The organism is Oceanispirochaeta sp. M1, assembly GCF_003346715.1.
Lineage (GTDB): Bacteria > Spirochaetota > Spirochaetia > DSM-2461 > DSM-2461 > Oceanispirochaeta.
Genome location: NZ_QQPQ01000003.1, coordinates 44,758 through 71,420, shown reverse-complemented (window position 1 = coordinate 71,420; position 26,663 = coordinate 44,758). Strand labels below are relative to the sequence as shown.

General features: G+C 41.6%; 23 protein-coding genes. 9 read left to right on the top strand and 14 right to left on the bottom strand.

Annotated elements, in window-relative coordinates; translation table 11 throughout:
* The first annotated feature begins 264 nt into the window (after positions 1–264).
* Positions 265–1,425: an efflux RND transporter periplasmic adaptor subunit gene (locus tag DV872_RS02500; protein WP_158546794.1), complete on the top strand. Its 1,161-nt coding sequence runs from the start codon at positions 265–267 to the stop codon at positions 1,423–1,425.
* A complete protein-coding gene (locus tag DV872_RS02495) occupies positions 1,422–4,568 on the top strand; it encodes an efflux RND transporter permease subunit (RefSeq protein ID WP_114628265.1) in 3,147 nt (1,048 codons plus the stop codon). Before DV872_RS02500 ends, DV872_RS02495 begins: the two co-directional genes overlap by 4 nt.
* Positions 4,569–4,603: 35 nt before the next feature.
* Here the strand turns inward: DV872_RS02495 and DV872_RS02490 are convergent, their stop codons facing one another.
* From DV872_RS02490 to DV872_RS02475, 4 genes are read right to left on the bottom strand one after another with little or no spacing between them, the layout of a single operon-like run.
* Positions 4,604–5,356, bottom strand: a complete 753-nt coding sequence (locus DV872_RS02490) for a hypothetical protein (protein WP_114628264.1) — start codon at positions 5,354–5,356, stop codon at positions 4,604–4,606.
* Entirely contained in the window at positions 5,340–6,152 is an 813-nt protein-coding gene (locus DV872_RS02485) for a metal ABC transporter permease (RefSeq protein ID WP_114628263.1), read from the bottom strand. Before DV872_RS02485 ends, DV872_RS02490 begins: the two co-directional genes overlap by 17 nt.
* Positions 6,149–6,811 (bottom strand): metal ABC transporter ATP-binding protein, encoded by a 663-nt coding sequence (locus DV872_RS02480; protein ID WP_114628262.1) that lies wholly within the window; start codon positions 6,809–6,811, stop codon positions 6,149–6,151. The genes DV872_RS02485 and DV872_RS02480 overlap by 4 nt, the downstream gene beginning before the upstream one ends.
* Positions 6,811–7,173 (bottom strand): DUF1893 domain-containing protein, encoded by a 363-nt coding sequence (locus DV872_RS02475; protein WP_158546793.1) that lies wholly within the window; start codon positions 7,171–7,173, stop codon positions 6,811–6,813. The genes DV872_RS02480 and DV872_RS02475 overlap by 1 nt, the downstream gene beginning before the upstream one ends.
* A gap of 239 nt (positions 7,174–7,412) precedes the next feature.
* Here DV872_RS02475 and DV872_RS02470 point away from each other — a divergent pair, with 239 nt between their 5' ends.
* Positions 7,413–8,573 (top strand): tyrosine-type recombinase/integrase, encoded by a 1,161-nt coding sequence (locus DV872_RS02470; RefSeq protein WP_114628260.1) that lies wholly within the window; start codon positions 7,413–7,415, stop codon positions 8,571–8,573.
* 182 nt (positions 8,574–8,755) lie between these two features.
* Here DV872_RS02470 and DV872_RS02465 read toward each other — a convergent pair whose 3' ends face one another.
* From DV872_RS02465 to DV872_RS02450, 4 genes are all read right to left on the bottom strand, one after another.
* The gene (locus DV872_RS02465) at positions 8,756–9,379 is read right to left on the bottom strand and encodes a DUF6088 family protein (RefSeq protein ID WP_114628259.1); all 624 of its coding nucleotides are present in this window, start codon (positions 9,377–9,379) and stop codon (positions 8,756–8,758) included.
* Positions 9,380–9,761: 382 nt separating this feature from the next.
* On the bottom strand, positions 9,762–9,947 hold the full coding sequence (locus DV872_RS26355; protein ID WP_147283087.1) for a hypothetical protein: 186 nt from the start codon (positions 9,945–9,947) through the stop codon (positions 9,762–9,764).
* A 432-nt stretch (positions 9,948–10,379) separates the two neighbouring features.
* Positions 10,380–12,740, bottom strand: a complete 2,361-nt coding sequence (locus tag DV872_RS02455; RefSeq protein WP_230391404.1) for a DEAD/DEAH box helicase family protein — start codon at positions 12,738–12,740, stop codon at positions 10,380–10,382.
* Positions 12,741–13,104: 364 nt separating this feature from the next.
* Entirely contained in the window at positions 13,105–14,625 is a 1,521-nt protein-coding gene (locus tag DV872_RS02450; protein ID WP_114628257.1) for an RNA-binding domain-containing protein, read from the bottom strand.
* A gap of 876 nt (positions 14,626–15,501) precedes the next feature.
* Between DV872_RS02450 and DV872_RS02445 the strand changes: the two genes are divergently transcribed.
* Entirely contained in the window at positions 15,502–15,861 is a 360-nt protein-coding gene (locus DV872_RS02445) for a hypothetical protein (RefSeq protein ID WP_114628256.1), read from the top strand.
* A gap of 174 nt (positions 15,862–16,035) precedes the next feature.
* Here the strand turns inward: DV872_RS02445 and DV872_RS02440 are convergent, their stop codons facing one another.
* The 3 genes from DV872_RS02440 to rpsD form a co-directional block, all read right to left on the bottom strand.
* Positions 16,036–16,368 (bottom strand): nucleotidyl transferase AbiEii/AbiGii toxin family protein, encoded by a 333-nt coding sequence (locus DV872_RS02440; RefSeq protein ID WP_114628255.1) that lies wholly within the window; start codon positions 16,366–16,368, stop codon positions 16,036–16,038.
* Positions 16,365–16,967 (bottom strand): type IV toxin-antitoxin system AbiEi family antitoxin domain-containing protein, encoded by a 603-nt coding sequence (locus tag DV872_RS02435; protein ID WP_158546792.1) that lies wholly within the window; start codon positions 16,965–16,967, stop codon positions 16,365–16,367. The genes DV872_RS02440 and DV872_RS02435 overlap by 4 nt, the downstream gene beginning before the upstream one ends.
* A 424-nt stretch (positions 16,968–17,391) precedes the next feature.
* Positions 17,392–18,009 carry a 30S ribosomal protein S4 gene (gene rpsD, locus DV872_RS02430; RefSeq protein ID WP_114628253.1) on the bottom strand — a complete coding sequence of 206 codons (618 nt, stop codon included), beginning with the start codon at positions 18,007–18,009 and terminating at the stop codon, positions 17,392–17,394.
* Between the two features lie 168 nt (positions 18,010–18,177).
* Here rpsD and DV872_RS02425 point away from each other — a divergent pair, with 168 nt between their 5' ends.
* Entirely contained in the window at positions 18,178–18,639 is a 462-nt protein-coding gene (locus DV872_RS02425; RefSeq protein WP_114628252.1) for a histidine phosphatase family protein, read from the top strand.
* A 32-nt stretch (positions 18,640–18,671) separates the two neighbouring features.
* Here the strand turns inward: DV872_RS02425 and DV872_RS02420 are convergent, their stop codons facing one another.
* Complete coding sequence (locus DV872_RS02420; RefSeq protein ID WP_114628251.1) at positions 18,672–20,387, bottom strand: ATP-binding protein; 1,716 nt, start codon at positions 20,385–20,387, stop codon at positions 18,672–18,674.
* A 79-nt stretch (positions 20,388–20,466) separates the two neighbouring features.
* A complete protein-coding gene (locus tag DV872_RS02415) occupies positions 20,467–21,744 on the bottom strand; it encodes an MFS transporter (RefSeq protein ID WP_114628250.1) in 1,278 nt (425 codons plus the stop codon).
* Positions 21,745–22,021: 277 nt separating this feature from the next.
* Here DV872_RS02415 and DV872_RS02410 point away from each other — a divergent pair, with 277 nt between their 5' ends.
* Both DV872_RS02410 and DV872_RS02405 read left to right on the top strand, forming a co-directional pair.
* Positions 22,022–22,675, top strand: a complete 654-nt coding sequence (locus tag DV872_RS02410) for a hemolysin III family protein (protein WP_199563417.1) — start codon at positions 22,022–22,024, stop codon at positions 22,673–22,675.
* Positions 22,676–22,787: 112 nt separating this feature from the next.
* Complete coding sequence (locus DV872_RS02405) at positions 22,788–23,906, top strand: HD domain-containing phosphohydrolase (protein WP_114628248.1); 1,119 nt, start codon at positions 22,788–22,790, stop codon at positions 23,904–23,906.
* Between the two features lie 22 nt (positions 23,907–23,928).
* Here DV872_RS02405 and DV872_RS02400 read toward each other — a convergent pair whose 3' ends face one another.
* Complete coding sequence (locus DV872_RS02400) at positions 23,929–24,546, bottom strand: hypothetical protein (protein WP_158546791.1); 618 nt, start codon at positions 24,544–24,546, stop codon at positions 23,929–23,931.
* A 196-nt stretch (positions 24,547–24,742) separates the two neighbouring features.
* On the opposite strand from DV872_RS02400, the gene DV872_RS02395 reads away from it, so the two are divergent.
* Together DV872_RS02395 and DV872_RS02390 are read left to right on the top strand one after the other, a co-directional pair.
* The gene (locus tag DV872_RS02395) at positions 24,743–26,125 is read left to right on the top strand and encodes an MATE family efflux transporter (protein WP_114628246.1); all 1,383 of its coding nucleotides are present in this window, start codon (positions 24,743–24,745) and stop codon (positions 26,123–26,125) included.
* Complete coding sequence (locus DV872_RS02390; protein WP_114628245.1) at positions 26,115–26,654, top strand: TetR/AcrR family transcriptional regulator; 540 nt, start codon at positions 26,115–26,117, stop codon at positions 26,652–26,654. The genes DV872_RS02395 and DV872_RS02390 overlap by 11 nt, the downstream gene beginning before the upstream one ends.
* The last annotated feature ends 9 nt before the right edge of the window (positions 26,655–26,663 follow it).

Below are 26,663 nucleotides of genomic sequence, written 5' to 3'. Positions count from 1 at the left end.
TATTTCTACATATTGTCTTTCGTGCATTTCTATGTAACAGTCGTATACTAATAAAAAAGGGACTCCCTTTTTTTATGTAAATTAGTACTGAAGCAGTAACAATCTGATCCCTGAATTGTGTTTTACAATAAAAGAAAAGTAAAAAAAAGGCAGTATCAGCCCATGGTAGGTGAAGAACACCACTCCCTGCCCGAAGAACAGCAAAAATTAACGGGAAAAGTCTATTGGTACGGCTTTTGCTTATATATCACCAGGAGAATTGAAATGATTAAGGATTTTTTTAAAAAGAATAAGCGCTCTATTATCATGATTGCAGCAGTCCTGCTCTTATCAGGGGGTGTAACAGCCTATCTGATCGGATTTTCAGCCGAAGTTGAAACACCGGAAGAAGATAAGAATGTCAGACTGGTGGAAACTGTGAATCTCGAGTACAGGCCGTATACATTAAATGTAAAGAGCCAGGGCTTTATTGAGGCTGCCCACTCACTGCAGGTTTCAAGCAATGCAGGCGGTCAGGTTATGTACAGCTATGAAGACCTGAAAAGCGGTATAGCCGTTGAAGAAGGGACTCTGCTGATTCACCTTGATGATGAACTGATTACCAATAACCTGGCTCTTGCAAAATCAGAACTGATAAGTTCAACAGCCCAGCTTGTCTCTGCATTCAAGTCGGAAGGGGGTAATCTATATAATAGTTGGAATGGTTATCTGAAGAATTTAAATACAACAACGGAACTGGTTCCAGATCTTCCAGAGTTGAAGTCTGAAAGAGAAAAACTCTTATTGAGTACCTATGGAGTTCTGGCATCCTTTTATCATGTCAGGGAGCTGGAGGACGTGCTGGATGACTACAGCATCTATGCCCCCTTTACCGGCCATATCTCTGGTGACGGTATTGAGAAATTCAGTTATATATCTCCAGGACACCCCCTTCTTACCCTGACCGATACTCAGCATCTGGAAATTGCCATCCCTTTAACCAGGGAAGAGCTGATTTTACTGGAAACTCTGAATAGGGAAGTTATCATATCACCTGCGGGTGTTGAGAATGGGTTTATTGTAGGACGAGTGGAGCGTCAGGATGCTGTCATGGACCGGAACTCACAGACCATAGACCTGCATATAGCCTTTGAAAACCCTGAACTGAATCCTTTGTTTCTTCCCGGGAATTATGCCGAAGTGGAAATATCCGGTACGACTGTTGATAAAACACTCAGTCTTCCCAGAGCACTGCTGAACTCTGATAATACTATAAATGTTTTTGAAGAGGGGAAACTGAAAAAATACCCGGTCAGTGTTTTGACAACCCAGGGAGATCAAATGATTTTAAATCCCACACTCCCCGAAGGGATTCAGATTATAACCACCAGAATCCAGAAGCCCTTTGAAGGCATGGAACTTAAAACAGAAGGATCAGAAGAATGAGAAAGCTTGTTAATTTTTTTGTTAATAACTCTCTTCTGACCAACTGGCTGATGATTCTGATTTTTGCAGCCGGTACATTCGGTCTGATTAACCTTCAAAAGAGAATATGGCCCAAGATTGAATTTGATTACATATCTGTGGAACTCTCCTGGTACGGAGCGTCAGCCATGGAAGTTGAAGACGGTCTTGTACTCCCTCTTGAGGAGAGACTGCGTGGTGTTGAAGGTGTTGTTCAGGTTACATCCACCGCAAGAGACGGAGGAGCCTGGTTCGGTCTGGAGACCTCTCCCTGGCATCCTATGGATAAGACATTGGATAAAGTAAGACAGGTTGTAGAAACCACTTCATTACCTGACGATGCAGAAAAACCTGTTGTTTATCAGGAGACTGAATGGAACAGGGTCATGCTGCTCTTCCTCTATGGTCCTGACGACCTCTCCCTCCTTGAGGATGTGGCCGAGGAATTCAGAGAAGATCTGATCCGATCAGGTCAGGTTACACAGATCAACACATGGGGATTTCCCGGTGAACAGATTATCCTGGAACCGGCTCCCAGTACTCTGGAGCGTTACAGCCTCAGCCTGGATGATATAGACAGAGCCGTAAGGGCTTCCAGTCTTAATCTTTCTGCCGGTTCTGTGCTGACCTCTTCAGAGCAGATTCAGATCAGAACCTATGAGAAGAAAACCACAATACCCGAGCTTGAGAATATTGCTGTCAAGAATCTTGATAACGGCCGGATTCTCCTGTTAAAAGATATCTGTGAGATTAGAAGAGGACGTGCTGAAAATGCCCTGTATACCAGAGCAAACGGTCAGGACGCCATAGGTTTTCAGATTATGTACGGTAACACGGAAGATGTTATCGCTATTTCAAAAATGGTTGATCTGAAGCTGGCTGAATACAGTGAGAAGTATAAGGATCAGGTAACCTTTCAGACCTATATAAGAGATGTTGATGAACTTCACGAACGTCTGGGAACATTGACAAAAAGCGGTCTTGGAGGCCTTCTCCTTGTACTCCTGGTGCTGGGATTATTTTTAAATACACGGATATCATTCTGGGTGGCATTGGGAATCCCCATCTCCTTCCTGGGACTTATCTTTATAGAATGGGTGATGAAAATCACAATAAATGAGATGTCTCTTTTTGGTATGATCATGATTATCGGGATACTTGTGGATGATGGAATCGTTATCGGAGAGAGTATCTATGATCACTGGCACAGGCTGGGGAAACCACGGGCACAGGCGGCAGTAGACGGAACAATGGATGTTCTGGCCCCCGTACTGATATCCATAGCAACCACCATTGTGGCCTTTGCTCCCTACTTTTTTATCTATGGGGAAATGGGAAAATACACAAGCCAGATAGGTCTTGTTGTTATTATCAGCCTCCTCTTCTCTCTTGTTGAAGCCATTATTCTCCTTCCTGCCCATCTGGCCCATTCAAAAGCCATGACAGAAGAGGCAAGAATACCAGGCAAGTTCAGGGCCAGGCTTCAGAGCTGGCAGGATTATCTTATAAACAGAATCTATGCACCCTTTCTGGACTTTTCTCTGGCACATAAGGGAGTGATTCTTTCTCTCCTTGCAGGTTCATTAATGATATCAGTGGGTGCTGTAGCGGGAAATCATATTGAGGCGACCTTTTTCCCTGATATTGAAGCACCCTATGTCTATGCGGAACTGAGTTTTCCTTCTGGAACAACCGCCGATGTGGTGAATGAAACAAGAAGAGAACTGGAAGAGTTTGCCATGGAATTCGGTAAATCCTGGGCAGACGAAAATGGTGCATATGATAATGCCATTGTGGATTACCTATCATGGGGAAACAACACTCAGCTCTGGGTTTACCTGATACTCCAGGATAACAAGATCAGGGATTTTTCTGTAAATGAATTTTCTCTGGCTCTTGCAAGAGAGCTGCCTGAAAATTCTGTCCTGGAATCTGCATTTATCGGGAATGATGCCATGTTCGGCGGAGATCCTGTCTATATCCGCTTCCTGGGTAAAAACGATGAGGACCTCCGGGCAGCGGCCGATCTGTTCAAGGAGAGACTCAAAACCATAGAGGGAGTCAAAGATATCAGGGATGACACACCTCTTGGGCAGAAAGAATTTCTGATCCATCTCAATAATAGGGGAAAAGCCCTGGGCCTCACGACTGCTGATGTATCAAATCAGGTGAGGATGGGATTTTATGGAAATGAGATAATGAGCATACAGGAAGGACGAAATGAAGTACCCCTGATTGTAAGGTATCCCCAGAAAGACAGAGCTTCATTAAGTGATGTTGAAAATCTGCAGATAATAACACCAGCAGGTTCAATGGTTCCTTTTAAGGAAGTTGCCGATTTTTCACTCAGAAGAAGCCAGCGTCGCATCAGAAGAGAAAACGGTTACAGAGCATTAAGTGTCATGGCCGGAATTGATGCTGAAAAGGCCGAGCTCAATGTTGTTATGAAAGAAATAAATGAAGTGATCCTTCCGGATATTCTGGCACAGGTCGAAGGCGTGACCCTCTCCCAGGGAGGTCAGGCGGAGATGGTTAATAAGATGATCAAATCCATGGCCTTCAGTATGGCGATGGCCCTTCTTATCATGTTCACCCTGCTGCTGTTCCAGATGAAGTCCTGGGGGCAGGCTCTTCTTGTTCTCAGTCTTATCCCTCTGGGATTTCTGGGAGCTGTCTATGGACATATAATCATGGGAAAACCCATATCCTTCATTTCCTTCCTCGGTTCGGTTGCTCTGGGTGGTATTATTGTAAATGACTCGGTTGTATTGATTGACTGCTTCAACAAAAAACTGCGGGCAGGAATTCCAAGAGCAATTGCTATAAGAGAAGCGGCTCTGCAGAGATTCAGACCCATTATTATGACAACATTGACTACATCTATAGGTCTTACCCCTCTTATCTTTCAAAAGAGTGTGGGTGGTCAGATGCTGGTGCCAATCGGGATATCCATTGCCTGGGGTCTTCTGTTCGGAACCTTCCTTACTCTGGCAGTCCTACCTGTTGTCCTTGGGATGATGAAAAATAAGAGTGATGCCCGGGAAGAGCCGGCAATTGAAGATGAAAATGAAGAAAAAGAAAATCTGTCCGTACTCAATGCAGGACCTGTACTGCTAGCTGAGTAAATTGATGCCCCCTGCAAGGGGGGCAGTTATTACTCTTAAAGCTCATCCAGAAGAACAATATTAAGCTCGTTCCTGTTATATTCCAGAACATCAAAAAGGCTCTTTGTCCCTTTAGCTCCGGGAAAATTGATCCAGCTTACGAAAGCAGGCTTATCCTTCATTTCAAGGAATGAAGCAGACGCAGGATTATGATAATTATCTATTATCAGCATGGGCTTTGTATTCAATACGGTTCTGGTTTCAGATAAAGACGGTGATGCAGGCCCGAAAACCAGTGCGGGATTAAATCCCAGTGAAGCTGCCAGCCCCTGTTGATGGATGTGAACCACCACAGAGTTAAGGAGATCTTCATGTCCTTTCATATCGGCTCTCCATAAATCAAAAAAAGCATCAATTTCTTTTAGATTTTTTTCAGCTTCAACCTCAGTTCCCAGGGCTTCTGCTATTTTCATCACAGATTCATGGATCACTTTTTGACTGTTTACGGTTTTAATCTGAATCAGCTGTACATCACTGTCATCTCCGAGAGCCTCTTTTATCCGGCTCATCATGGTTTCATATCCTGCAAAAATCAGATAATCAGCCTTGGCAACCATCTGCATCTCTTTCAAAGAGATCTCATATTCAGGGGGATGTTTCATTTCGTAGGGAGCAAGTACCTGAATATCTTTAATTCCCGCAAGGGAAGCAAAGGAAGCGGTCCATCCGTTTGTAACAACAACAGTCTGAGCACTGAGGCCCATGGGGAGAAGAATTAAAAATAGTAAGATCCTAGTGATATTTTTCATATAAAGTCCTTATTAAGTATGTTATTCCAAAACAGACTCCCGCAACCAGGATGACTCCTGAACTGACTGGTAGATCTGCCTTAAGAGCCAAAATAAAACCACCCAGACTATAGAGAAATCCTGAAAGCATGGCTGTAAGAAACATGGATTTAAGTGAACGGGAAAAAGAGACTGCTGTCATGGCCGGCAGGAGTACAATTGCATCCAGCAGCAGCGCACCCACAAGGCGCATGGCAAAGGCGATGGAGATTCCTGTAAGAATCATAATCATGTAAAACAGAAGAGGCTCATTGACTCCGGCTGTTCTGGCAGTTTCAGGATCTATTAAAACAGCCGCAATCTGTCTGTATTTCAATACAATAAACAGCAGAATAACAACACAGAATACAAGCAGAAAATAAAAATCCCGGTTTGTCAGAGCGAATATGCTGCCCCAGAGAAGATTCATCGTATCCTGTACGGGTACACGGTTTTTATAGATAAGAAGCATGGCCACACCTACGGATATTACCATAAAAAAAGTAGTCAGCCCTCCGGTAGGTATATTGGAACGCCGGGACATGGCGGTGATCAGCAGTACCAGAAAAAGATTGATTCCCACAGCACAGAGAAGAGGATCCAGGGAGGCTGAGAGTGCAATCGCTCCGGCCAGCATGACCCCGTGCATCAGCATAAAACGGAGATTAAGTAGATTCAGACGGAGAATGAATACACCTGTAACAGGAAGGCAGAAACCAGCTACCAACAGAGATATGAATCCGCGGAGAACGGGTGGGAATAAGAGGAGTTCCATCATTTAATCATCTCCAGTATTCCGTCTTCAAGATGGATTCTTTTCCAGCCGACAGCGCTCAGTTCATCTTCAGTATGAGTCACAAGGAGGATTGTTATTCCGTAATTCCTTCGGATATTCTCAAGAAGGATAGAGAAACTTCTACGCCCCTCTTTATCGAGATAAGTCAGGGGCTCATCCAGCAGCAGGATTCGGGCACCCTGACAGAGACAGCGTGCCAATGCGACTCTCTGCCTTTCTCCTCCTGATAATGAAAAGAAATATCTGTCTTTCAGAGAGATACACCCTGTATCTTCAAGAGCTTTTGCAATAGTTGTTTTACGCTTGGATGCAGACATCGATATTCCGGCAAGCCCGGTTGCCGCCATCTCTTCTACTGTTACCGGAAAATCACGACTCTGGAGTTCCTGAGAAACATAGGCAAGGTGGTGTCTGTTTTTTTTCCATTCGCTGCTCTTCAATTCCATTCCGAGAATTGTAACAGCCCCCTGATCACTGGGTAGAAGACCTGCAATACAGCGGAGGAGTGTTGTTTTACCGCAGCCGTTGGAACCGCTGAGAACTGCAGCCTCCCCTTTTCCAAGGCAGAGTTCTGCACCCTTCAGAACCTCACGGTTCTGTCTTCGAATATGCAGGTCACGGATCTCGAGGACAGGATTCATCAGGGTCTGCCTGCTCTGCGGCAGAGTTCGGCATAAGCCTCTTCAGAGCTCATATCATCTGTAAGAATTAACTCTGTCTGGCAATCCAGCTTCTCCACCAGATTATCATAACTGCATTCCACACTCATTCTATTAAAATATGAGAGGCCCCTTGAGCTGACAGTCAGACCGTGACAACGGCGTATACCCATTCTGTGAATCAGGACGGCAGCACCCCTGCCGATCAGCTTGTCAGTCAGATAAAGTTCGGAGGGACTGTAATCTGCTGAATCAAGAAAATCCTCTAAGGCAAAAAGAGGATGCAGCCAGTGGCCGTCATTGCTGAATATTATTTCGTTGTGATGGGAAACACTTAAATTCAAGTTAGTCCTCCGATAGATAAAAGGTCTTTATCATACCCCAAAGACCATTCAAATGATATTACATCTTATATGATTTATAACAAAGAAGTAGAATCGATTTATTGACAAATTCATAAAACGATATTATTCTTTACATGATAACAAGTTAAACCCCATTTCAACCCTCTCTAAATCTAACAAAATGGACCGTTGAAGCATCTGTGTAAGCAGTATTTCAAAGGTCTATAGAGAGAGAAACCATGAGATACAGAGAGCCCTTCACGGTATATCCAAGAAAGATGAAGTCCGGTCTGATTGTCTGGTACTACCAGACTTATGATGAATTTAACAAGAGAAACAGCGCCAGGTCAACTGGGCAGACAATAAAATCTGCTGCCAGGGCCTACTGCAGAAAACTTGAGAAAGAAGACTTATTGGTTCCCAATAGTCTGAATAACCTGACTTTTGGGGAGTTTGCTATTGGCTGGTGGGTCACGGGCAAGTGTAAATATTTAGAGTACAGAAAGTCCCGAAGAACTCTGAGTTACAATTACATCAAAGCTTGTTCCCAGATAACGCAAAACCACATAATTCCCTACTTTCAGGATTACAAGATCAGATCCATCAAGAGATTTCATGTGGAAAAATGGATAGATTATCTAGTTGGATTGGGAATTTCAAACTCTTCTGTAAATATCTATTCCAGGGTATTTCATTTAATGATGGCGGAGGCAGTCAGAAGGGAGATTCTATTAACTGATGTAACAAAGAATATCCCTGCCCTGAAAAACAGTTCCAAACCTAAAGGCATCTTTTCTCAGGAGATTGTAGCCAAGCTATTTGATCGTAATAAGATTGAAAAGAACTGGTTATGCAAAGAGTACTATTACGCCAATCTTCTGGCAGCCTGCACCGGAATGAGAATGAGTGAAGTTGTCGGCTTACAGAACAAGGATATCTTTCCAGGCTATATTGCTGTCACAAAACAATATATTAGAGGCATCGGCATCCAGCCCACAAAGAATAAAAAGTCCAGGGAGATACCCATCCCTCCTGAATTGGAAAAGGAGTTGAGGGCATTATCAGATGGAGGCGCGGATTCTTTTGTTCTATCGATTGATGGGAAAGGAAATCCCCTGACTCATAACTATGTTCTAAGTAATCTGAAAAAAGCTTTACATAATATTGGTATTTCAGAGAACGAACAGAAAAAGATGAATTACTCATTCCATAGCTGGCGGCACTATTTCAATACCCTTATGCGGAGCCATGATATCTCTGACAGCAAGCTGCAGAGTCTCACCGGTCACAGTTCAATGGCCATGACTGACCACTACACCCATTTCAATCATAGTGACTTTCAGGATGTGGGGGCAGTACAGGCACAGATTTTTACTCTCACAGATGTTACAGGATCATAAACCTAGGGTATTCCCTAGGCCCCAGAGTGATAAGAGCCCGCTAGAGTCATGACATAGAGATGATTGAAAAAAGCATAGATCCGGTCCGGCATTGCCAACACACTGCCGGACACTTGTTATCACTTGAGAGTTCTGGTTTTTCAAAAGAAATCTTATCATGAATGAAAAGGAGGAATGACTCTCTATATAAGAATCTTTTCTGACCAGGCCAATTTGCGGCCGAGAGACTTAATAAATTTCTCCTGGGTTTTAGGAGATAGATTATTAAAAACCTTCTTTAATGATTCATGCATAGTGTTAGCCTCTCGATCACCAAGATACTCCAGTGATATCCAGAATAAAATAGCTCTATCCTTCTCATCCTTGTTCACTCCACGGAAGATGGTAACTGCTTTCGACAGAGCCTGAGAATAGCGTATGGAGACTTGTCCTGATGAATGCTTAAACGACGAGATTCGTTTCGTTGCTATATAGGAATGGGTCATGGGAATTTGAGTTGTAAGGCCAAGAGCATTTAAAGCAAAGGCACCAGAGGGATATATTGCTGCTCTATTTTCCTTGGCTAATACCTGAACCACTTTATCAGGTCCAATAGGAAGAGGACCGAATCGACTCATTTTTGGCTTAGCATAGATGCCTTTTCTTATATGGATAATGTTATTATTATTGATCTCTTTTTTAAGAGCATGATTCACCGTATCTTTGGGAGCATTATTTGTATGTTTCAACACAGTTCTGAAAGTAAATACTTCCCCATAATTGAGATGCTTGACATATGATTCTACTTTGACTGTTACTTTATCCATAATTTATCCGATCAATAATTCAATATCCTGTAACTATAGTATTACGACGGATAGGAATAATCAAATTCAACATTTTGTAATTAGGAAAAGTATATAGAATTGTACATGACCGACCAATTCAACCATCATGACTTTCAGGATCGCAAAGGTAGGGTATTCCCTACCCCCCAGGGTGATAAGAACTCGCTAGAGTCATGACATAGAGATGATTGAAAAAAGCATAGATCCAGTCCGGCATTACCAAAATACTGCCGGACACTTGTTATCACTTGAGAGTTCTGGTTTTTCAAAAGAAATCTTATCATGGGTGAAAAGGAGGAATGGCTCCATGCAGTATCCCCTTGAGTAAAGGGGATATTGCTAGATCAATTCAAGTTAATAATTAAAGTAAGATACAATCGATTTCAGACTTCCTATCCTCCCAGGAAATAGGACATTCAAGGCATCTATGATCCTTACAGGCGGAGCAGACAGCCTTTCTATCCAGATTACTCACGATGTTCTGAATACAGGCATCCAGAGACTTGGTCATGGGCTTTTCAGCTGCCCAGGCCACCCGGCGCAACATGAAGACCTATTCTTCATCTATCTGTGGCGTGTACACCTTCCTATCATTCTTTTTCATACAGAATCTTCCTAAAAGATTGGTCCAAAACTTCGGCAAAAGAAGCCTTTCCTCTTTTGCCAACGGCTTGCCCAACTCTTATCATGGAGGTGAATGGTTCTGTACAGGCTGCCGCAGGCACCCGAAGGGCTGTGGCCTTTACAGGTTCTTCACAGCCATGATACTCACCCGGAGACAATCCGTTGGAAAAAGGGGGGGAGCTTATGATATTGATTTCACAGTTTAATAAAGGGGCTGTAAATACACTATTAGTTTAATTACAGCTCTTTATCTAAACCATCACTTAATAGATAGGAACAAACGGTGACCTGAAATTAGAAAGTAAAAAGACCAGCAATTTATTTATATTTTGCTATTGGCTTAAATAAATGGATCTCAACTATCCTTTATTGTGTATCCTAAAGCCTTATATCCCTTTATACGTTTCTGAAACATCCTTGAAAGGACAGGCACCTGCGCATCTACATAATCGTAAATCATAACCTCTTCTTTCCCATGGTATTCTCTGTGAAGGCGTCCGGCATACTGAGTCAGAGTCCCTTTCCAGGACACAGGGAAAGTAAGAAAAAGAGTCTCGAGAAAGGGAAGATCGAAGCCCTCACCTAGATAGCGACCAGTCGCGAGAATTACGATATCTTGATCATCAGTAATCTTCTCGATACCTTGCATTACAGCTTTAATTTGCTTTTTACCCAACCCACCTTGGAGGATAAACAGATTGTCTGTGAATGCTTTCAGTTTTTTTGAAAGCTGCTCCAGGTGTTCTTTTCGTTCAGTAATGACAAGTATCTTCTGCTTCCTGAAAATGGCATTCTTGATGTCTGAAAGAATAAAATCATTTCTGCTTTCATCACCAGCAAGAATCCTAAACAGATCCTGTATCCTATCAGAAGCGCTCTCAGCAAAGTCTACATGGAAGTCAGTCTCTCTGGGGATCACCTTATGCGTAAAAGATCTGGTAGCAGCTTGCTTCTTAGCACTCACAGAGTAGCGAACATCTCCCAGGTTCATGAATATGATCGGATGCTGTCCATCCTTACGGGTGAGAGTTGCCGATAATCCGAGTTTGTAATATGCGGGACTCTGCCGGATGGCCTGTTCAAAGGAGACGGCAGATATATGATGACACTCATCAACGATGATCTGTCCATATTCATCAAGCCAATCTACAATTTCCCCTTTACGGCTAACACTTTGTATGACGGCGATATCCAGTATCCCTGTTCGTTTCTTGCGACCTCCACCAAAACAACCGATCTCTTTTTTTGAAAGATCTAGAAATTGCTGAGCTCTTTGGACCCATTGATCCATAAGCTGCTTGCGATGGACAAGAACAAGAGTATTTACTCCCCTCTCTGCGATGAGCCATAAAGCCAGAACGGTTTTACCAAACGCTGTTGTTGCCGAAAGAACACCGGTGTTGTATTTAGTAAGTACTTCAGCGGCCCGTTGCTGTTCATCAAGAAGCGCCCCCTGAAATTTACAGCTTATGGTCTTTCCCTTATTTCTTTTCTCTTCAAATAGGAGTTTAATTTTATAATGCTCTAAGAGTTTCTTTAAAGCATCAAGGCAGCCTATTGGAAGAGCAATATAAGATCCTTTTTGTTCATAACAATGGAGAATCCGAGGTTTATTCCAGGTCGGTAATCTCATGGCTTGGGCCTTGTAGAATTCGGGATTAGAGAATGAAGCAAGCCTCAGTATTCTATTTCTGAGAATAGGGGGTAGACCTGTGTAATCCAAAAATATCTGATTTGAGAGGATTACCTTGGTGGATACAGGAAGTGGAGTTTCAATTGGAGGATAGTTGGATTTTGATGATTTCATCCAGGGAAGATTCTCATCCTCCTGATCATGGGATACGGGTAGTATAGAGTTTTGATTTCCCATGGCCATCGCAAGGTAATTATCAACATCGTGTCTACTCATCTTCTGGATGGAAGAGAGGAAGCTCCATTGATCTTCAAAAGGTTGGAAGTCTTCATTTATAAACACTGAATGTTTTTTTTGCCTGGCCATCTTTTGAAGGGGCAAAGCAATTAGATTTCCAAAGCCACCTCTTGGCATGGTGTCCTGATTCGGAAAGAATCGGTCGAATGAGTCGAGACCGATTTCCGGACGGTTATCCAGGGATTTCGTGAGGAGCATAGAGCCTAGATTTCTAGCTTGTCGGGCTTGGATCGCTTCGTTGAAAAAAATCCATACATGTCCCCCATTCCCAGAGCGAGATCTCTCAAGGCTGGCTGGAATCCCTTCTTCACTACAGGTTTCTAAAAATGTCTGGACATCTTGCTGCCAGTTTTCCTTGTCAAAATCTAATGCTAAAAATCGGCAGGTTTCATCTGGGAGCAAGGGGTAGATTCCCATGACAAAGGGTTTTGGTTTACGCCAGGTTTCTTCGGGGGGAGCTTCTCCCTTAAGATGAAAAGAGATGATTTCATCGCTAACAGGAATAAACTGCCTCTGGAGACAGGAGGCACATTTGATTTTTGGTTTTTCACAAATTCCCTCTTTCCATTCATTCTGGCAGGCAGGCTGATATCCGGATTGACCGGAAACAGCAGATTCGAAACGTTTGGCATATACATCATCCCGGCCAGAGAAGAGAGAACGAAACAGCTTTATCTTCTCATCTGGAGATGAAATATTATTAATCTCTTCACCTTGATCAGAATGATTGGAGGAAGTTTCTGAAAGAAGCTTTTTGAGTTCGGTTTTCTTATTTGACAGCTGCATTTCTAGAGATGATATTTCTGCCTTTAACGATGTTATCTTATCCATTTCCATAGAAGCCATATACTTGTATCATGACAGGGATTTTCTATCCTGAGAAGAAAAAAATCCAGGGAGCAATCTTTATGGTAAAGAATAGTCCAAAAGATGTAAGCAGTATCGTGATGGTCGATCGATTTTTAGGATTTGTATTAGATTGTCGGAAGAAAGCAATTAACCATCCTAGCAGATATTAGCGCTTACGCTTAATTCTGAAAACCTCTTTCTACATCTACAGAAAATTATTAAATACTTACGAATTCACTTTCTCCAGGAAGCCAAAGGTGTTTGAAGTGATAATGTTATTTTGTTTGATGTATTATGCTCATTAAGACTTATCTATGTCTATTGAAATTGATATTTTTCTTCCTTTTGGAGTTAGTCTATATTTTTGTAATCGACTTGTCGGTTTTCCCGGGATGGTATATTCAAGATACACTTGTTCAAGAAGAGACTTTAACTTCCGTTTAAAGTGACCGGAAACTTCTATACCCAGTTGATTTAATATCTCTTCCCGAGATAAGGCCTGTTTTTTACAAACAGACAAGATTTGTCTCTGTAAATTATCCAATTCGACTGGACCCTTGACTGGACCCTTGACTGGACCCTTGACTGGACCCTTGACTGGACCCTTGACTGGACCCTTGACTGGACCCTTGACTGGACCCTTGACTGGACCCTCTAAAGGAAGAACCAGTTTAAAGTATTGTTTATCCTCATTAAAAACAGGTTTGGAACCATTTGAGTAGAGAGGCAGATATTTATTGATGTTCCTCACTCCAGAACCGAGTTCATCAAAACGTCCCAGCTGGATCATAAATTTACAGATAACTGGATTATGGGAATAAGGTTGTAAATTATCAGGTGTGATCTCACCGAAAAAGTGCTGAGTGCAGGGATTGTCAAAGATGACTTTGTCCTTATAGATCATTAGCCGCCCAGGGGAGGCACTTATATAGTCACGGTGTGAAATTACATTGGAAATGGCTTCCCGAAAGATTTTGTCACGTAAGCTGATTCGCATATCCCCTTCAAGATAAAAGGGATCATTCATATGCTTTTCAATAAACTCCATTATAATGTCATAGGCATCAATCAGATTAGTTCTAACATCCACCCGATCATCATAGCGTTCCACATCATTACGACGTAAAAGACAATCGAATTTATAAGCCGGAACAGCTCTCTGTATGGCTAGGTCATTACCAAAAAAAAGGAGTGCGGCCAGTGAAAGGCACCTTTTACCCGTCTCCTTGTCATCTGTATAGAATCCCCCGATCTTAAGCAGCTCCTCATTGCTCAACTGTAACCAGGGATGCCGGGAATTGTAGCTGTGCATCAAAGCTCTGGCTTTATCAAAAAGCTCAGACCGCAGATCTTCTATTGTTGCAAAAGGCTGGGGCTTTTGTTCAGAAAATAGTCCCAGCTTGCGGTTGATTAGTCCAGCTAACTGCTCCGTTCCTCTTACGCGGTAGTCACCGTCTTCACTACGGAGGTAAATATACCCTCCTGTCTTATGTAATTGTGAGCTTAAAGGCACCTGCACTGTAATAATCCACTTACCTTCAAATTCATAATCCTTGGGAAAAAGGAGATAGGGAAGATCCAGCTTCTGGGGATTATTGGAAAGATTAGCCAGATTGGCTTTCATTTGATCCTTTTGAGCTGGATTAATTCCTTTTATCTCCCCCTTATCAGTAACACCCAGAAGAATGGTTCCACCATCAGTATTGAGAAAAGCACAAATCGTTTCAAATAGATTTCCAGGAAGTTCATTCTCTGCTTCTTTGAATTCACAGTTGAGGCTTTCTCCCTGCTTGAGAAGTTCTTTTATTTGATTGATTGTCATTTTAAAACTCCTCTTCTATTCCAGAGAGTATTGTGAAAGGATGCAAAAAATGGATGATACTTTAAGTCTTGTATTTTCATCCTAGCTCCAAAGGAGAATTATTGTTTATTGAATGGCGACATCTTTCCGCCTTTTCTTTTATCCATCTTATCGTATTTTTAATGGGATGTGTCATGATTTAAAAAAGATTTATTGTGGATTTTTTTATACATTATTATACATTTAGGATTATTTTAAATTCCCCTTACACCCTTTCTGCATGGCATACCTACAGAGTATACATGAATTAGTGAAGGCTACTAAATCTCTCTAGAATTCTATTCTTTCCTATCTCTTTTATAATCTTTTTATAATTCTTAATGTATAAATGTATATAAAAGAATAAAAAGACTTATAAAGAAATAAAGAATAAATATAAGAAGAAGAAAGGGAGAATGCTTAAAAGTAAGAACTCTCATAGATAAGCTTCATACATCTCATTTTTACCAGTATCAATTCAAGCCCTAAATAAATCCCCCCCCCCTTCAGAGTAATTTGAAATTCTAAAAAGATTCCTACGGCCTACGGGGTCTGCGCAGCAGTACCCGTAGGTCGGGGTCAGGGTTATCAGTTTTCCTTTGCAAGAAGTTCTTTCAAGCGGGTGGAAGCGGACGCTTCCCCCAACGGGGGACGGGAGGGGGGCATCATTAATATACCCATCCTTGCAGGCCTGCCCGTCCGGTGGAGCCCGCCTGAAAGTAGGCCTTGCGAATGAGGCCTCTACTCCTTCCCCCACTCTCTTTGCCTGGAAAATAAATCTTGGGACAAGACACTCGGCCTTGTGAGTAGGACTAACACATTCCAGGAATATGAGGGAGAAAATGGCAAACAGGAGGTTTGCCTGAGCAGCTGACTGCAAATGAGTCCAACCAGGCCCGCAAAGGAAAGCCGTGGGCGGCGATTTGCGGATCTGCCAGCGAGAAAAATGATGGGGATGCGGGAGCAGGCGTCCGGACCAGGAACGCCGGCAGCGGCGGATCTGGAGGACGACTGCGGAGCAGCCCCATAGGGGGAGACCCCGGAGTTCCGGCTCTTGGAACCCACTGTTGTACTCATTTTGTAAGAGCGGGAATGGAGGGATGTGGCTGGTGTAATCATTCCGGTTTTGTGCAGCAGTTGGCGAGGAAGGTTTGGCGTAACAGGGGCGGTCCGTATCGGATATTTTTTTTTGTATTTGGGAGGGATGAGCCGATGTGAAGCCGGATTCGTAGATAAATATATTCAGGTTTCAGAAAGCAATATTTATACCCTTAACACCTAAGGAGTGATTCCCAAAATCAAGTTAGGAAATCTTATTCACTTTGACAGGGATGATATTGTCGACTGGATACGAAGAAATAAGGGTAAGTAATGACTCCCCCCCCTCTGTTCTCACTCCTTCAATTCCTGATATATGGGAAATAAGTATTCTCGCAACTTTTCAATAACTACAGAGAAATCAATCTGCTCTGCTTTGATCCGGTTCAGGAAAGCCTTCCATAATTGTAGATTCCGAGTATCTGTACCGAAGCTTTCCTGGAATACTGCTGGCTCCTGGGGAAGAACTGTATGTCTCCTTTCGAAGGTTTGTCTGATCGCTTCCTTCAAAATATCAGAATCTATCTTCTTGTTTATCAGGATGTCGTAAACATCATAAAAGTCTTTCTTCTCTTTTCGGGACAGATTAAGTAACCGAGCCTGGATAGATGCTGCTGGATTCTTCATAGGAGCACATCCAGGTATTGGTTGAGCACTGTTGCGATTCGAAGCTTTCGTGCATAGCTGTATAGGGTGTTGAGATCCTTTTGTTTGCTTGTCATATATTCTTTAAGAACTTCCTTCATAATATCCATACCTATCTTGTTTCTGAATCGTACAGCATCACAGACGACTCTCTCTCTGTCATATATAGGGATCATTTGTCCGGAATCCACTTTGATCTCAGTGCGTCCAAGGGTCAGAGTGTTTTCCGATACATGATACAGTTTAATAGGAGGATAATCTGGAAGCACAACCTTCCTTCCCCGTTGGATTGCTATGTGAGTTTCCGGGGGATTCCATGTTGTCAGCTCATAGAATGAGAGCGCTGTTCCCATGCAGATGATTCCATCCGGTACCGTAAGCAGTGCTTCCTGAAGAACGGCATAATTATCAACTTCCACCAGGCTGTAAAGACCGTGTTTGAGTCTGATGATTGAACCTTCTTCGACAAGCTGCTGGAGGTATTTATGGTGGATTCCACTGGAACGAATATCCTGGGTCCTAGCGTAACCGGAGTGTTCCGTAAAGACTTGTATAATCCGATTTCTGGTTTCATTGGTCATGCATGACATTATAGACTACATATGGCTGTATGTGTAGTATGAAATGTCCCGCTTGGTAAGTGGATAAGTTCAGTTTTATATAGAAAACATATGACCAGTGGTCCAAAAGAGCCGAAACAAGGGCGATTATAGGGAAAAACCTGCCTTTATTGGGAAAAAGACTGCAGCCTTTGTGAAGGTGCTTGAATGTTAATTTGTTTCTGAATATGGACTTCTTTCTATTGCCGTGTAGGCAGTTGTGTAAGCAATTAGCATTAAAGATGGGAGGATTTGGAAAGAAATCGTAAGAATTAAAGGCATGAAATATTGAGTAACTCTTTATGTAGTATTAAAATAAGGAAATAGAGAGATTTGATGGAAATGGCGGGTCATTATAACAAAAAAAACCCGGTATAAAACCGGGTTTTTTCAATATGATGATAGATTATCTTGAGTAGAACTCAACAACCATCTGCTCGTTGGCAACGGAAACAATATCAGTCCGGTAGGGACTTCTTTCAATCCGGCCATTAAGGCTGTCTTCAGAAAGAGTAAGCCATACAGGAACGGGCTGACTGGATCTAGCCAGACTTTCCCGAACAAGTTTCTTACTCTTTTCGCTATCTTTGATAGTTACTTCATCACTCTCTTTGAGAGTTCTTGATGGAATATTACAACGACGACCGTTCACATGAATGTGTCCGTGGCTGACCAACTGTCTGGCCTGTGTTCTTGTAGAACCAAGACCCAGTCTGTAAACAACATTGTCCAGTCTTTTTTCGAGGAGGATCATCATGTTGTCACCTGTCAGTCCGCTAAGCTTTTTAGCTTTTACAAACAAATTGAAGAACTGTTTTTCACTCAGTCCATATGCAAATCTGATCTTCTGTTTCTCTACTAACTGTCTACCGAAATCGCTTTCTTTCTTACGGATTCGTTTACCTTTTTCGATTCCCGGTCCGTGCGGTTTCTTCTTAAGTAATTTATCATATTTACTGTTACCGTAAATGTTGACACCTAAGCGGCGGACAATTTTCCCTTTTGCCTTGGAATTTCTTGCCATTACTTTATATCTCCTGATATATATTTTACACTCTTAGAGAGCGTCCCGACATAATATATTGTTCCACATATAGAGTCAATATAAGAGGACTGATGGAATTAGACATTTTCATCAACAGCAATTTTAGCTTAATATTGCTGTTGTAATCACGGTGTGTAAGGATAGAAAATGAAACTTGTACTGATTAGACACGGCAAATCCGACTGGCATGCAGGAAAAGACGATTTTGACAGACCTCTCAATAAAAGAGGAATAAAAGATGCCCCCATAATAGCCAGGGAACTTAAAGCACGGGGTATCATCCCTGATAAAATATTTACCAGCCCGGCTCTGAGAGCCCTGACAACGGCACAGCTGATGGCTGATCAATTTGAAATTACCGATATAGAGGAAAAATCCTCCTTATATCTGGCGTCAGTAAATGACATACTTCAGACTGCCTATGGAGCACTTGGAAAATATGACTGTGTATTTATATTCGGTCACAATCCAGGTATGTCAATTGCAGCCACAACTATCAGGGATATTGAGACTTCAATGTCCACATGTTCCGCAGCGGTTATCAGTTTTGAAAAAGATGATGATTTTACAGTTATTGATTCATTCTTTCTAAAGCCGAAGGATCTGTAATACTTCCGGGTTAAAGGGGAATCAGTAAAGCCTTAGACATCAAATTCAATACAGAATTTTGTATATATCCCGGGCTGACTTTTCATTGTAATACTTCCTTTCAGAATGTCATGAATAAAATTATAGACAATACTTAGACCAAGTCCCGTATTCCCCTCTTCCCTGTTGCTTGTATAAAAAGGCTCGAAAATATGCTCTGCAGCCTCATCTGAAATACCAGATCCTGTATCCGTATGGATAATTTTAATATGACCGTTCTCTTCCATGGCTGAAATATAAATATGTCCTTCATCTTTATCTCTGAAGCCGTGAGTCAGGGAGTTGATCATCAGGTTAAGAAGAATATGAATCAGAATATCCGGATAGGTGACAACACTGCAATGTTTCAGGTTGAGATGGATTTTGTGTTTTGTCTTTTTAAACTGAGGCTGAATTGATTTAACAATACTTTTTATATAAGAGTTCAGTTCTATTTCTCTTTTCTCTTTAAGGGACTGATCAGAGTTAACATTACGGAAATTTGTAATCAGTTCGACAGAGCGCTGCAGATTATTCGCAGTCATTGAAAGGACCTCTGATGATTCATCCAGAAAAGCCTCAAACTGCTCCATGGAAAGTTTATCTTCCTTGTAGGCTGTTCTTAATCTCTTAACCTCTTCTTCCAGATGAGAGGTTGCGGTAACAACAATTCCAATAGGCGTATTTATCTCATGAGCGATCCCGCTCACAAGACGCATGGTAATGGAGGCCTTTTCTGAATCTGCAAGCTTCACTGCTGCTTTCTGCAGATCTTTAGTCCTTTGAGCAACTTTATCCTCTAAAGACTCATTCAGATTCTTTAATTCCTTTGTTGCCCTATTCACCCTCTTCTGCAGATACCAGGAAAAAGTGAGAAGAAGAATTACAAGAGAAAGAACCGAAAGTGCTGCAATTCTGAACCAGGAAGGTAAAACAGTAAGAATATATCCTTCTGAAGAATACCATTTTTTATACATTGACCAGTAATAAGAGTCTGAATCATTCTTGAGTTCTCCAAGACGTTCACTGAACTGATCAATGAGTGGAATCATTCTGTAATTAGTAATAGAACAGGTTGTATAGCCGTTTAAAGGGGAGAACACAATACCCGTTGCCTTGATTCTTTCGTTACCCCAAAGAACAGTATTTTGAGCAACTCCTCCGATAACACTGCCATCGATAACAGCATCAATCATATCTTCAAAATTTTCATATGCTGTTGTTTCCACGATGATGCCGAGATCTTTCATATATTCCTGAAAGACCTGTCCCTGAGCTTCATCCCTGACAATGCCTACGTTCTGATGCTGAAGTTCGTGTATGTCATTGAGCTCAGCACTGCTTTCAATAAAAAACTGTCCCCATCCCGTAACTGTGGCTTCCCGAGGCCAGTAAAATAAATCCTCACGGGATTCAATCCGGAGTATGGTAGAAAAAATATCTATTTCATCATTAAGGATACGGGGATACAGATCCTGAAAGGGAGCAACTATAAATTCAGGTTCATAACCGAACTCTCTGATAATTTCAGAGAACAACTCAATATAAAATCCTGAGGGATTCCCTTTGTTATCAACAAATGTAAAGGGATTATAATCCGGCACCAGACCAAAACGTATTATCTGATCATCAACATAATCATCAGAGCTGATTGACAATGTTAATACCAATGAAAAGAGTATTATGAGAATAAAAAATATAGATTTGATATTAAGTTTTTTGTTATTCATGCTTTATTAGTAAGTATAGTAAAAAATATGAAAATTACACTAATCTTATATTAACAGCTTGAAACTTATATGTCATCTCTTATTGAACTTCGTCCCTTTGATCATTTAAAAAACCCGACCTGAGTATCATTATCACACAGAACAGATATACAGCCATATTCAAGATAAAAGGCAGTACTCTGTTCCAGGAGGATAATAGACCGCTAATCCATCCAAAGGGGATCGAAAATCCTATCATAAGAACATAAATGACTCCATTTACCCTTGCCCTCTCTTCTTTATCCACAAACCAGACCAGCATGGAATCTCTTCTGGGATTAACCAGAGTAAAGGCAATTGCTTCTACTGCAGCATATATAAATAGATAAATAAGATTTTCTTCGGGAGCTGCAATAAGAAGCAGGTTTGCAAGAAAATAGAGAAATAGCCCCAGAGCCATCATTATTTTAAATGAGTAGCGATTAAAACGATCCTGCAGAAATAACATAAATACCAGAATAATTGCGGCCCGGATCATGGGAAACACAGCAAGAAAATGCTCAGGAATATCCAGATTTTTTGTGATGTAAAGACCGAAAAAATTAGTTGTTACAAGGCTTCCGATATTAAAGAATACAAGAAAAGCGATAAGGTACAGGGTATGAGGAGTTTTCATTATCTGAGTTAGCACATGTCTGTAATCCAGAAGCATTCTTTTCATCGGTATGGAAGCTGTCTCCCTTTTCCGCTGTATCCCCATTTCAGTTTCACTTGTCCATCTGTACAGAATAATAAACTTCAGAGTCATTGATACAAATGTAATCAGATAGAGGACTCTTACAGTTTTCACCATGGTATAGTGTTCCACAAAAAAGGCGGAAATGGGAGCAAAAAATACCGCAATCAATCCAGCAATATGAACCCAGGTATATACATTGACCAGAAGAGACTCATCACAGTCTTCAACCAGGAGACAATTCCAGGAATTATTTGTAATCTGCCAGGCACTGTTGAAAATCACCGCAGCAAAGAACCACCAGAAATTCTGAGCGAAAGCCCAGAGAAGTGCCGGAATAGACCAGGATATTGTATCAAAAATAATTGTAGTGAGCCGGCGTCCCAGTTTATCCGTAACAATGCCGCCAACAATGGCTGCAATGACCTGAAAGATCATTCCGATGCTGAGGAGAAGACCAATCTGTGCATCAAAGACACCCATGGCATACATATAAACTGTAACAAAGGGAGCATAGAGACTATAAGGAATACCCCATAAGGGTTCTGTATACACACAGGCCCTGGGATTACCCTTCAGATGGAACAGGGTACGAAACAGACCTTTTGTATTTCTATGTTTATGAGTGCTTTGTTCAGTCATCCCTACTTCATAAAACAGCGAAAAAGAATAAACAAGCCCCGGAGCATTAGCGGAACATTACTTATTCAGGTATCAGATGACAGCAGCCCGGGACTGATGTAAAATAAAAAAATGATATCACAGGAATATGCCGTCACCGATTCAATAATCATCCGTGGATAAACCTGCCCTGTGGGAGCAGTACAGCTTGTTCTAAATTAGTTAAAAAGTACTGTTTAAGATTAAATAGTCCTTTCACACCATATATGACTTTCACCTTTGCTGTTATCTTTGAACCATGACAACAGGAATGTACGATTTGGAAAAACATAGTGTTGAAGAGAAATTAAACTCTTTCACCCACAGCATTGGAGCCGGTCTCAGTATTGCCGGTCTCGTAATCCTTTTACAACAGACAGCGGTAAACGGCGGCTCAACCCTGGCCTATGTATCATATTCAATATACGGGTCTTTTCAGATACTCCTCTATTTATCATCTGCATTGACTCATCAATTCTCAGATATGCCCCGGATTAATAGGGTATTCCGTATCATTGATCAGGCGGCTATCTATCTGCTGATTGCCGGAACCTACACACCCGCAGTACTGCTGGGTCTGCAGGGAGTCTGGGGCTGGATAATTTTCGGAGTAATCTGGGGAATAGCCCTACTGGGAATCCTCTCAAAGACACTTATATTCAGAGAGAAACACCTGATATCAGATTTAATGTATCTTCCCATGGGCTGGCTATTGATTTTTGCGGTCAAACCCATGATGGCTGTACTTCCAATGGATTTCATGAAATGGATTTTTATCGGCGGCGGATGTTATACATTTGGAATTATCTTCTATATTTCAAAGAAAATACCCATGAGTCATGTAATCTGGCATCTATTTGTACTGGCCGGAGGTATCAGTTTTTTTATGGGTTTTTATCTATATCTCTGCTGACACATCGGTTTCTGCATATACAATAGCTCTTATTCTTATACGAATACTCTTGATTCCAGTACAGGGATGATGCAAAATTCATTAATATCAGAATCTGGAGCAGAAGTACAATATGAATTCAAAAATATTAGTGATTGATGATGAGCCGATTCTCCGCCAGGTACTTCAGTATTATCTCGAAGATATTGATTTTGAGGTAATCACAGCAGGTGATGGCCTGCAGGGAATAGAGATTGCTAAAAAGGAAAGACCTGATGTTGTTCTCACAGATTTAAGAATGCCGGGTGCAGATGGACTTGAAGTTCTTGCTGCTGTGAGGGAGATGGATGATGAAATACCTATTATAGTGATATCCGGTGCCAACCGTCTGAATGATGCGGTACAGGCTCTCAGACTGGGAGCATGGGACTATCTGATAAAACCTATTCAGGATCTTGGTCTACTTGAATATTCTATTAATAAAGTCCTGGAAAAATCTACTCTCCTTAAAGAAAACAGAAGATATAAAAAGCATCTTGAAGAACTGGTCAAGGAAAGAACTCAGGAACTGGAACTCCGGAATAAACAGCTCGATATCTCAAGACGGCAGATAATTGGAATACTCTCACAGGCTGCGGAATACAGAGACTTTGAAACTGGAAACCATTTCCTGAGAGTTTCTGAATATGCAGCCTGTCTGGCCCGGGGACTCGGCTGGAATGAAAAAAGGATTAACCTGATAAAACTGGCATCCCCTGTACATGATATCGGTAAGATAGGAATACTTGACAATATACTTCTGAAAGAGGGAAAGCTGACAAATCCTGAATGGCATGAAATGCAGAATCATTGTCAGTACGGTCATGAGATTCTTTCAGAAAACAGATTCATTGACAGCTTTATGAAGAATGATGAAATTGACCGAAAGGTTTTTGACGAAAACTCTGAAGTTCTTATCGAAACAGCTGCTAATATTGCTCTTAACCACCATGAAAAATGGGATGGAAGCGGTTATCCTCTTGGTATCAAGGGGGAAGCAATACCTATTGAAGCCAGAATTACGGCTATAGCCGACGTTTTTGATGCCTTAAGCAGCACCAGACCCTATAAAATGGCCTGGAGTGAAGAGGATTGTCTGAAATATCTGGATGAGCAGAGAGGGAAGCATTTTGATCCCGAACTGATTAATGTCTTTATGGATAATCTGGAGACTATCAGAACCATAAATAAAGAACATTCTGCAGAAGAATAAGGATTCATCTTCAAGAGCAAAGTTAAGGGGTTTGAGAATCAGACTCCAATCTTTTTTTAAGATTTCCAGAGAGACCTCTGATATAAAAGCTCATATTTTTATCATAGATTCTGACAGTGAAGAACAGATCGAGGAGCCCTGATAACCTGGCCTCACAAACAAACTCTATCCCTATGCCCTCAGCAGTTTCTGTAAAATTAAAGGTATAACGCCCCTCTCTTAGATAGGATTTCCTGCCGGAATAGATAAAAGAGAGACTTCTCAGAACACCTGAAGCTCCATAGTCCCATTCTGTACGAAAGCTTGCGGACAATCCTCTAAACTTGAGAAATCTGTTTAGATCATAGATTATTTTAATTTCATCTGAATTCTGAGGATCAACAAGCACATCTACAAGTAAAGCGGGAAGTTCATCACTTTGAACACTCCTGCGGGTAAGACCGTCAAGAATCCAGTGACGATAATCATGAACATCCAGGAGCACAGTATTAAGATCATCCATATCGCCCCGGACATAAACGATACCTCTGGTCTCAAAGACATGATCATCCCGGTAAACTGTTTTAAAAGTTATTTCCTCCGATTCGAGGATTTCCTCCGTTTCGACGATTTCCTCTGCCCTCAGATATAGGACTCCCATTAAAAAGAAGATTATTAAAATTATGTTTGACCGGATACAAACTCTCATTGATGTCTCTCCCCCTCTGATTTCAGTACTTTAGAGCAGATATGTCAATGCTGATACTTTACTATAGCAGCATTGACAATATGAACTGTGTTCATATAAAATAATTTCTTTCAATATGAACAGTGTTCATATAAAAGGATAATAATTAATGAATGATTCCAGAATAAAACTGATGGCCAGTGCACCCATTCATAAGGCAGTGAATAAAATATCACTGCCTGCCATCAGCGGACTGATTATCATGGCCCTCTACAATATTGTGGATACGATGTTTGTAGCCTGGATCGGTACCGAGGCAACAGGCGCGACACAAATTGTAATGCCTATAATAATGCTCAGTTCGGCCATCGGTCTGGCTCTGGGGATGGGAGCTGCCGCTGTTGTATCACGACTTCTGGGCAAGAAAGAAAGAGACGCAGCCTCAAGAATATGTTCAACGACTTTTTTCCTGGGGATAATTCTCGGGATTCTATTTATAATAGTAAATCTGATTTTCATGGATCGGATACTCCATTTCTTTGGAGCTACAGAAGCAGTTATTGAACTTGCCGAATCCTATGCTTTTTATATCATACTGGGATCTATCTTTATGATAAGCAATATGGTGATGAACAACCTTCTCCGTTCTGAAGGAAGCGCCATGATTTCTATGATGGGGATGGGTCTTGGTTCTATTCTGAATATTATCCTGGATCCGCTTTTTATATTTACCTTCCAATGGGGTATCAGCGGAGCCGCCATAGCAACAACGATTTCCCAGGGAGTCACCTTTGTTATTCTTCTATCTGCCTATCTGCGCAAAAAAACGGTCTGTTCCCTCAAGATAAAATTCATCAGTCTTGATAAAGCCTATTTTAAGAGCATTATGACTGTTGGATTACCAACTTTTTTCAAGCAACTGTTGTTCAGCCTTTCCATGGCTGTAATGAATCAAAGCTCAGTCCATTACGGCGGTGCTGATCTTCTGGCGGCAATCGGAGTTCTCACCAGGATAACCCTGCTGCCTACCTATATAATATTCGGTCTGGGACAGGGAGTTCAGCCTGTTATAGGATTTAATCAAGGTTCCGGAGATATCGGGCGGGTACGCAGTGCATTCTTTTATGCCATGAAAGTGAGCGGGGTAGCCATGGGGGCTAATGCTCTTCTGTTTCTGACAGTTCCCAGTTATATAATGCATATTTTCAGAGCCAGCCCTGAAGTTACAGCCTTCGGGGTCACCGGACTCTATGCCTATTCAGCAGCTCTGTTTCTATACGGATTTTCCAATACTATCACTGTCTTTTTTCAGGCCCTGGGAAAGGGAGTTGAATCTATGATTCTCAGTACTGCACGCCAGGGATTTATACTCATTCCTCTTCTAATTCTGATGGGAAGAAACTATGGAGCACTGGGAGTCCTTCTTGCTCAGACTTTTTCAGATATTCTTACCTTTATCCTGTCAGCAACATTTCTTTTTCCTCTGCTTAAAAGCGGGGAACTTAATATAGAGCTGCAGAAACAGAAGGGAGAACTCTTGAATGCGATATAAAATTAAGACAAAAGAAGACATACTCCACTCAGCTGAGGAACTGATAAGGGAAGAGGGATTGAAGGCCTGCAGTATGCGAAGGCTGGCGGCCCGTTGCGGCACTGCTGTGGGAACGATATACAATTACTACCCTTCTCATAAGGCACTGCTGGAAGATCTTTTTATTATCAGCTGGTCCAATACTGCAAAAAAGCTCAGCATGATTCCTGGCCTGCCGGCTAAGGAAAATTTAATTCAGTTTATTGATATTCTTTCATCCGAGATCAGTGCCAGAGATGGTCTGGGAATCATTCTGTATGGTGACAGGATCTCCTCAGATTACATGAACAATAATGAGCAGAATGTCTTTTCACAAATTTACCCCATAATCATCAGCATTCTTAAAAAAAGTGATACATACAGGGGTATCCCGGAGATGCAGATAGCTCTGAATGCACAATGGATACTTCTTATTCTGATGGATCATTTTATCAGAAAAGAGAGAGATACTGAATTTCTCAAAGAACAGATGATCCTCAGATTTCTATAAGAAAAATAA

Bases quoted from the DNA above. Each gene is read 5' to 3' on its own strand.
- DV872_RS02500 (WP_158546794.1), top strand. From the start codon at position 265: ATGATTAAGGATTTTTTTAAAAAGAATAAGCGCTCTATTATCATGATT.
- DV872_RS02495 (WP_114628265.1), top strand. From the start codon at position 1,422: ATGAGAAAGCTTGTTAATTTTTTTGTTAATAACTCTCTTCTGACCAAC.
- DV872_RS02490 (WP_114628264.1), bottom strand. From the start codon at position 5,356: ATGAAAAATATCACTAGGATCTTACTATTTTTAATTCTTCTCCCCATG.
- DV872_RS02485 (WP_114628263.1), bottom strand. From the start codon at position 6,152: ATGATGGAACTCCTCTTATTCCCACCCGTTCTCCGCGGATTCATATCT.
- DV872_RS02480 (WP_114628262.1), bottom strand. From the start codon at position 6,811: ATGAATCCTGTCCTCGAGATCCGTGACCTGCATATTCGAAGACAGAAC.
- DV872_RS02470 (WP_114628260.1), top strand. From the start codon at position 7,413: ATGAGATACAGAGAGCCCTTCACGGTATATCCAAGAAAGATGAAGTCC.
- DV872_RS02465 (WP_114628259.1), bottom strand. From the start codon at position 9,379: ATGGATAAAGTAACAGTCAAAGTAGAATCATATGTCAAGCATCTCAAT.
- DV872_RS26355 (WP_147283087.1), bottom strand. From the start codon at position 9,947: ATGTTGCGCCGGGTGGCCTGGGCAGCTGAAAAGCCCATGACCAAGTCT.
- DV872_RS02455 (WP_230391404.1), bottom strand. From the start codon at position 12,740: ATGCAGCTGTCAAATAAGAAAACCGAACTCAAAAAGCTTCTTTCAGAA.
- DV872_RS02450 (WP_114628257.1), bottom strand. From the start codon at position 14,625: ATGACAATCAATCAAATAAAAGAACTTCTCAAGCAGGGAGAAAGCCTC.
- DV872_RS02440 (WP_114628255.1), bottom strand. From the start codon at position 16,368: ATGAAGAATCCAGCAGCATCTATCCAGGCTCGGTTACTTAATCTGTCC.
- DV872_RS02435 (WP_158546792.1), bottom strand. From the start codon at position 16,967: ATGACCAATGAAACCAGAAATCGGATTATACAAGTCTTTACGGAACAC.
- rpsD (WP_114628253.1), bottom strand. From the start codon at position 18,009: ATGGCAAGAAATTCCAAGGCAAAAGGGAAAATTGTCCGCCGCTTAGGT.
- DV872_RS02425 (WP_114628252.1), top strand. From the start codon at position 18,178: ATGAAACTTGTACTGATTAGACACGGCAAATCCGACTGGCATGCAGGA.
- DV872_RS02420 (WP_114628251.1), bottom strand. From the start codon at position 20,387: ATGAATAACAAAAAACTTAATATCAAATCTATATTTTTTATTCTCATA.
- DV872_RS02415 (WP_114628250.1), bottom strand. From the start codon at position 21,744: ATGACTGAACAAAGCACTCATAAACATAGAAATACAAAAGGTCTGTTT.
- DV872_RS02410 (WP_199563417.1), top strand. From the start codon at position 22,022: ATGACAACAGGAATGTACGATTTGGAAAAACATAGTGTTGAAGAGAAA.
- DV872_RS02405 (WP_114628248.1), top strand. From the start codon at position 22,788: ATGAATTCAAAAATATTAGTGATTGATGATGAGCCGATTCTCCGCCAG.
- DV872_RS02400 (WP_158546791.1), bottom strand. From the start codon at position 24,546: ATGGGAGTCCTATATCTGAGGGCAGAGGAAATCGTCGAAACGGAGGAA.
- DV872_RS02395 (WP_114628246.1), top strand. From the start codon at position 24,743: ATGAATGATTCCAGAATAAAACTGATGGCCAGTGCACCCATTCATAAG.
- DV872_RS02390 (WP_114628245.1), top strand. From the start codon at position 26,115: ATGCGATATAAAATTAAGACAAAAGAAGACATACTCCACTCAGCTGAG.